Source organism: Actinomadura sp. HBU206391 (genome assembly GCF_014323665.1).
In the GTDB taxonomy this organism is placed as follows: domain Bacteria; phylum Actinomycetota; class Actinomycetes; order Streptosporangiales; family Streptosporangiaceae; genus Actinomadura_C.
Map to the genome: position 1 here is coordinate 1 of NZ_JABVEB010000279.1, position 6,735 is coordinate 6,735.

Consider the following 6,735-nt stretch of genomic DNA (forward strand, 5'->3'; position numbering starts at 1 on the left):
CGATCGCCGAGGGAGACGCCACGAAGAGACCGGCTGCCGCGGTGGCCATCGCCGCCACGACCGCCAAGAGCTTGAACCTCACTCTGTGCTCCGTTCCTGCGTCACCCGACGCGGATGAACTGCCATTGCTGGTTACTGCCGTTCCAGTCCGCGTACTGGACGATGTTGGCGCCGTCGGCGGTGGAGGCGCCCTGGACCTCCAGCGCCTTGTTGCTGTTGCGGTTGATCAGGCGGATGTAGCCTCCTGAGTCGGCCACCCGCCATTGCTGATTGGTGCTGTTGTTGTCGGTCCACTGGACGATGGGGCCGCCGTCGGCGGTGGAGAAGTTGCTGACGTCCAGCACCTTGCCGGACAGCCGCGACTTCACCCGATACCAGCCGCTTTCGGAGCTGACGAACTGCCACTGCTGTTGGTTTTGGGTATTGCGGGTCCACTGGGTGATCCGGCCGCCGTCGGCGGTGGAGAGGTTGTAGACGTCGAGAGCCTTGCCGCTGTTGCGGTTGACCAGCACGTACCAGGCGTTGGTGTCGATCGGGCCGGTCGATGGCGGGGGATCGGAACTACCGGCGTTGAGCGCGTTCAGGACCGAGGTGTAGGCAGCCTTCTTGTTACCGGAGGCGTCGAACAACAGGGGGTTCTCGCCCACTCGCCAGGAGTCGCTGTCGCGGATGCCCCAGACCGTGATGCCGTTGCATCGGGAGACCGCGAGGCAGGCGCGGGTCACCGTGGCGTAGTTGGCGGCCTGGTTGGAGCCGGCGATGTCCAGTTCGGTGATCTGTACGTCGACGCCGAGGTCGGCGAATCTTTGGAGGTTGGCCTGATAGTCGCTCGGCACCGAATTGCCCAGGTGAGACTGAAAGCCGACGCAATGGATCGGCACGCCCCGCGACTTGAAGTCCCGGACCATGTTGTAGACGCCGGTGCTCTTGGCGTTGATTCCGTCAGTGTTGTAGTCGTTGTAACAGAGCTTGGCGCCCGGGTCGGCGGAGCTTGCCGCCCGGAAGGCAGCCTCGATCCAGTCGTTTCCGGTGCGTTGGAGGATCGAGTCACGGCGCCCGCCGCTGCCGCCGTCGGCGAATGCCTCGTTGACGACGTCCCACGAGTCGATCTTGCCTCGGAAGTAGGTGGCGACCTGGGTGACGTGGTTGTTCATGGCGCTGCGCAACGTCGAACCCGACAGGCCCTGGGCCCAGCCTGGCATCTGGGAGTGCCAGAGCAGGGCGTGGCCGCGGATTCGCATGCCTTGGCCGAGCGCGTGGTTCACGATCCGGTTGGCATTGGTGTAGGTGAAAGTGCCACGCTGCGGCTCGGTGGCGTCCCACTTCATCTCGTTCTCGGCGGTGACCGAGTTGAACTCCCGGTTCAGGATGTTCACGTACGTTGAGTCGCTGAGCCTCCCCGCAGCGACCGCGGCGCCGAAATAGCGCCCGCCTCTCTCGGCCGCCGAGGCGCCGAGCGTGGTGGCCGCGCTCGCCGGAGCGGCCAGCGTCACCGACGCACTGGCGCTGAGCACCGCGGCGGTCAATAGGGACAGCAGTTTCACCGGCCGTCCCCGTCGGGGTGGAGCGGCGGAGTGACTTGGGGCGGATTTCACGAGGATGCCTTTCGGTTTGTTATGGGGTGGTGAGATCGAAACGGCGCACGGTCACCGCGCCGCCGAGGGACCGGGTGGCGTAGTTGAAGATCCCGAAGCGGTAGCCCATGAAGAACTGCCAGGCGTTGTTCAATGTGAAGGGCGGCCCCAGGCTGGTGAAGTTCACGCCGTCGGTGCTGTAGGAGAACCGGGCCTGCCGGCCCGAGCCGGGCCGGATGTCGGCGTTCACCCGCAACCAGATCCGGCTACCCGATACGTTCGCGCTCGCCGCCTCGGTGCCGGTGCCCGTGGTCTGCCAGCTGCTGTTCATGGTCAGCCCAGCGGTCATCACGACCCGGGTCGTGCCGTTGTCCTTCTTGAGGCCGACCCACGCCGACTGGTCACGGAGCATGGCCAGTCCGGCGTGGTCGCCGTCGGCCATCTGTGAGGAGTCGAGCTCGATCGTCGCCGTCGACGTCGGGCCCTGGATGCGGTGCGTCAGTGTGTTGCGGGCGTTGTACAGGTCGTTGGTGACGGTCGCGGTCTGCAGCCGCAGGCCGTTGCCTGTCGACCAGCGTGAGTTGTCGGGGTTGTGGTTCCACTCCCAGCGGTGGCCGAGTGTGCCCGAGGCGAAGCTGTCCGGGCCGATCATCGGTGCCACGGTCCTGGTGGTCGGGATGTTCGGCTTCGGGTACTGCACCCCCCAGCCGCCGTTGACCGTCTGGATGGTGGGCCAGTCGTTCGTCCAGCTGATCGGCGCGAGGGCCGGGACCCTGCCGCCGGGGTAGGCGTCGACGAACGACATGTAGTACCAGTCGCCGTTCTGCGTCTGCACCAGCCCGCCCTGGTGGGGTACCCCGCCCTCGGAGATAGGTCCCGGCATGTTCAGCAGCACCTGGCGCATCTCGTACGGACCCCACGGGCTGGTCGAACGCAGCACGTACTGGCCGTTCGCCGGGCGGGTGAGCCAGATGTAGTAGTAGCCGCCCCGCTTGTAGAAGCGGGAGCCCTCAAGGGTGCCGACGCTCGACGGGGTCTGGAACACCTGCTGGGCGCGCACCTGGCTGAGACCGTCGACGGAGAGCTGGGCGACGCTGATCGTGCCGTTGCCGTAGGCGACGTACATCGTGTCGTTGTCGTCGATCAGCAGGCCCGCGTCGTAGTAGCAGTTGTTGATCTGTGACCGCTTGGTCCATGTGCCGTCGACCGCCGACGCCGTGTAGACGTAGGTGCGGTTGAATTCGATGCACCCGATCCAGTAGTAGGTGCTGCTGCTGGACCGGTAGTTGAGGGTCGAGGCCCAGATGCCCTTCACGTACGCCCGGCCCCCGTTGAGGTCGTAGGCGTTGGAGCCGAAGTCGAGCCGCGGGACGGAGTGGCCGGCGTACTCCCAGTCGACCAGGTTGTAAGAGCGCAGGATCGGGGCGCCCGGGGAGTAGTGCATGGTCGAGGCCGAGTAGTAGTAGGCGTCGCCGACCCGGATGATGTCCCCGTCGGCGAAGTCCTGCCAGACCACCGGGTTGATGTAGTCGCCGCCGCCCGGGTTGGGGTTGCCGCTGCCGACTTGGACGAGTTGCCATTGCTGGTTGTTGCCGTTCCAGTCGGTGTACTGGACGATGTTGGCGCCGTCGGTGGTGGAGGCGCCCTGGACTTCGAGTGCCTTGTTGCTGTTGCGGTTGATGAGGCGGATGTGGCCGTCGGGGGAGTCGGCCAGCCGCCATTGCTGGTTGGTGCTGTTGTTGTCGGCCCATTGGACGATGGGGCCGCCGTCGGCGGTGGAGAAGTTGCTGACGTCCAGGACCTTGCCCGAGTGGCGGGATTTGATCCGGTAGTGGCCGCTGCCGCTGTCGACGAACTGCCACTGCTGTTGGTTCTGGTTGTTGCGGGTCCACTGGGTGATCCGGCCGCCGTCGGCGGTGGAGAGGTTGTAGACGTCGAGGGCCTTGCCGCTGTTGCGGTTGACCAGCACGTACCAGGCGTTGGTGTCCACCGTCGCCGTGATCGCCGAGGGAGGAGCGAGCGCGAGCAGCGTGCCGGTAAGCAGGGCAGAGGTGAGGACGGCCAGCAGCGTGCGCAGGCGATCTCCCCTGGCAGGGCGTACACCAGCACCCCGGGGAAGCATAATGAGTGCCTCGTTGCCTACGGGACCCGGATGAAAGCGCATCCAACGCTCCTTGGCCGAGCAGGGAAACGAAGATGTTAGCGTTCACATTCCGGATGCAAGATCTTCATCACCTGCTTTCGTGGGTACGTGGCGGAGTACACCTGACTGTCGGATCAGGCGTCAACAAGTCGCGAATGTGGCTGACCTGAGTGTTGCTACCGGCGCATTGCCCGACCTGGACGTTTCTCCAAACGGAGATCGCGTCGCAATACTCGAAGAAGTGAAAATTTCATAGAGGTCCGCTTGGCCCCAGGAGATTCGGGCTAATCCTATGAAGCTCGTCGGCCTGGTGCTGAGGGCCGGCTCAACACTCCTGCAGAAGGGCGAGCTTCCGGCTCGGCTGCGATGCCTTTGTGGTCCATGTCCGCCGTCCTCGAGCTCGCAAATCGCGACCCGTGCCTTGACGCCTCGCGCAGCGGGTCGCGGCGACCCTTGTGGGTATCGTGCTGAATCCCCTGAGCCTGTTAGGGCTTCAAGATCCGAATTTGGGCTGTGACCTGGAGGTCCGTGTCGATCCGGGGTGGTGATCTTCTCCGGGTCGAAGTGGTAGTGCTGCCGCAGATGGATGATCTTCCCGGCGACCTCGACGTGTGTGGGCGTTCGGGCTGTTCTTGGGCCGCTTGGAGCGGGTGCGCATCCCCTCGGCCCTCGGCCTGGTAGCGGCGGTACCAGATGTAGTACGCCTGCCGGCTGATCCCAAAGTAGCGGCAGGAGAGGGCGACGTTGCCGGTGACCTCTTCGACGTGGCGGATGAACTCGCAAGGCGGCACACGGCGCTCTGGGCGGTGGCCTCTGCCGAGAGTCGCCTCCGATCACCGCAATATGAGATCCGACCAGCGCGCTGCGACAAGATCACGACAGGCGAGCAACCAACGAGCGACCATGTGCCGCAAACCACCCTAAAACGACGACGGAACACCCTCGTAATTTTCGAGAATGCCCAGGTCAGACGGTGCGTGCCCGGAGGGATTCGAACCCCCGACCGTCGGATTAGAAGATCGACGATCTTTTGAGCGCGCTGATGATCCCGCCTGACCTGCTACTGGCCCTCGCGGTTGAGAGGGCGCCAGCCGTGATCATTCCGTGCATATTCCGGATCTTTCTCTTGGCCGGCGTGCCACTCTTGTGGACATGACGAGTGCTGCGATGCGCAGGATCCTGGCTGTCAAGCCGGGCGGACCGTGGCTGGTGCTTGTTGACGGGGCTTGGACGGTCGAGTCGTCTACCGGAGTGACGGATAAGATAGCCAGTTTGGAAGATTTCGGGCCGCGATTTTGTGGCCTGCTCCGGTGCTGGTAACGGTCGTGATCGCGTTCTCTGTGAGTCGCCGTGGGGCACCATGATCACCCGTCCGATCGGGCACGCAATGGGCACGGCCTTGACGCATGATGGTGGAATTAAAGGTGAGACGGTCGACGATGGCGGCGCAGAGCCGGGGGTCGGTGAAGGTCTTGGTTCAGCCTCCAAACTGTCGTTGGAGGCGATGGCGACACTTGCGGTCTCCTCCCTATCGGTCAGAACCTGGAAGAGCAGATCGGCGCCGCGTTTGTCGAGCTCGGCCTCCGAGCGCTCGCCAGCTCAACCGCTACACGAACACGACCGCACACGCTGAGTGCGGGCAGAAGAAGAATGTTCATCACCGATGCCATCCTCAATGGGCTGCCACCACATATCGCCCAGGTCATAGCCGGGCATCGGGATATCAACGTCACACTCGGCCACAAGGCCACCTACCCCGAAGCTATCCAAGCCCACCCTGGCGTTCCTCGCCCGCCGCCGAGCCCTGCGCCCCAGCGAAGAGTACCGAACTCCGACCGAGCAGGAGTGGCAAGAATTCCTCGGGCACTTCGAGCTGAGAAAGTCGCGACCGGGACCTGCGGACGCGCATTCGACACCCATGCATCCACGAGCACAGTTGTCTACGCTGCCCCCTGCACTGGCCATCGCCAGAGCAATACTCCCGCATCGCCGAGATCCGCGATAATCTGCTCGTCGGCATCACCGAAGCCGAACGCGGAGGATGGCTCGGCGAAGTCGAAGGACTCAAGGTCAGCTCCTCGCGATTAGAGCCTGACATGCGTTCCCCCGGGCACCGGCTGGGGTGCATGCCTCCTGGAGCCGATGACATGCGACGAATCCTTGCAGCCAGCCTGACCATCGGATTGTTGGCTGTTACTGCATGCACCGGTGGGAAGGAGGGTGAGCGTCCTTCATCCGGCGTCACTGCCATCAAGCCGCCGGCTGGTGGTCAGCTGCGCCTTGTCGACAGGGGCCTCTCGGTATTTCCGGGACCTGCCAACGGTGCTGAGTTCACGCCGGAGGTCAAGGCGGCCAGGCGCGACTGGGACGTCGTCTCGTGGGGCATCCTCATCGAGAACACCAGCAGATGGGTGGCGGCATTCACAGTGGTCGACGTCGACCTGGTCGACGCGGCGGGTGTCGTGCTATCCGAAACCGACTACCGCAAACGGTCGAAGGCGGAGACCATCGTCGTACTCCGTCCCGGCGAACGCTTCGGCATGGGGCATACGCAACCCCTGGAAGCACCCGGGCGCCATCCCGGTAAACGGCTGCGCGCCCCGGCCGACCTCCAGGTACAAATCGGACGGTCCACGTGGTTCCCGCCGAACAGTCGCTACGACGAGTTCGCAAGGATCACCGCCAGCGAGATCAAGACCCCCCAAAATCCAGGGCTAACCGTGTCGTTCATGATGGAGTCGGCCTACGCCACCTCCCGCCGTGCGTGGGCCACCTCCCTGTTTCGGAATGCGGCCGGAAAAATAATTGGTGGAACCAGCCACTGTGACGACGCAAACCGCGACCAACCCGACCGAATCGTCCTTCCCGGGCGCGCTCGTGGTCACATCGCCCGCGGCCTCGACTACATAGTCCCCCACGTCGCCCCTGCGCGCAGCGAGCTCTATCTCGATCCGCTGCCCACGAAGGACCTGACGCACGGGTTGGGAAGTGGCCAATGTTGAAACGTGACCCCACCTA

Annotated in this window: 3 protein-coding genes; 1 reads left to right on the forward strand and 2 read right to left on the reverse strand. The window is 64.3% G+C overall.

Annotated elements, in window-relative coordinates:
- Positions 1–101 precede the first annotated feature (101 nt).
- Together HKK72_RS34070 and HKK72_RS34075 are read right to left on the reverse strand one after the other, a co-directional pair.
- Complete coding sequence (locus tag HKK72_RS34070) at positions 102–1,544, reverse strand: endo-1,4-beta-xylanase (RefSeq protein ID WP_187238536.1); 1,443 nt, start codon at positions 1,542–1,544, stop codon at positions 102–104.
- Positions 1,545–1,614: 70 nt separating this feature from the next.
- Positions 1,615–3,738, reverse strand: a complete 2,124-nt coding sequence (locus HKK72_RS34075; protein ID WP_222721486.1) for an RICIN domain-containing protein — start codon at positions 3,736–3,738, stop codon at positions 1,615–1,617.
- A gap of 2,126 nt (positions 3,739–5,864) precedes the next feature.
- On the opposite strand from HKK72_RS34075, the gene HKK72_RS34080 reads away from it, so the two are divergent.
- Entirely contained in the window at positions 5,865–6,719 is an 855-nt protein-coding gene (locus HKK72_RS34080; protein ID WP_187238537.1) for a hypothetical protein, read from the forward strand.
- Positions 6,720–6,735 lie beyond the last annotated feature (16 nt).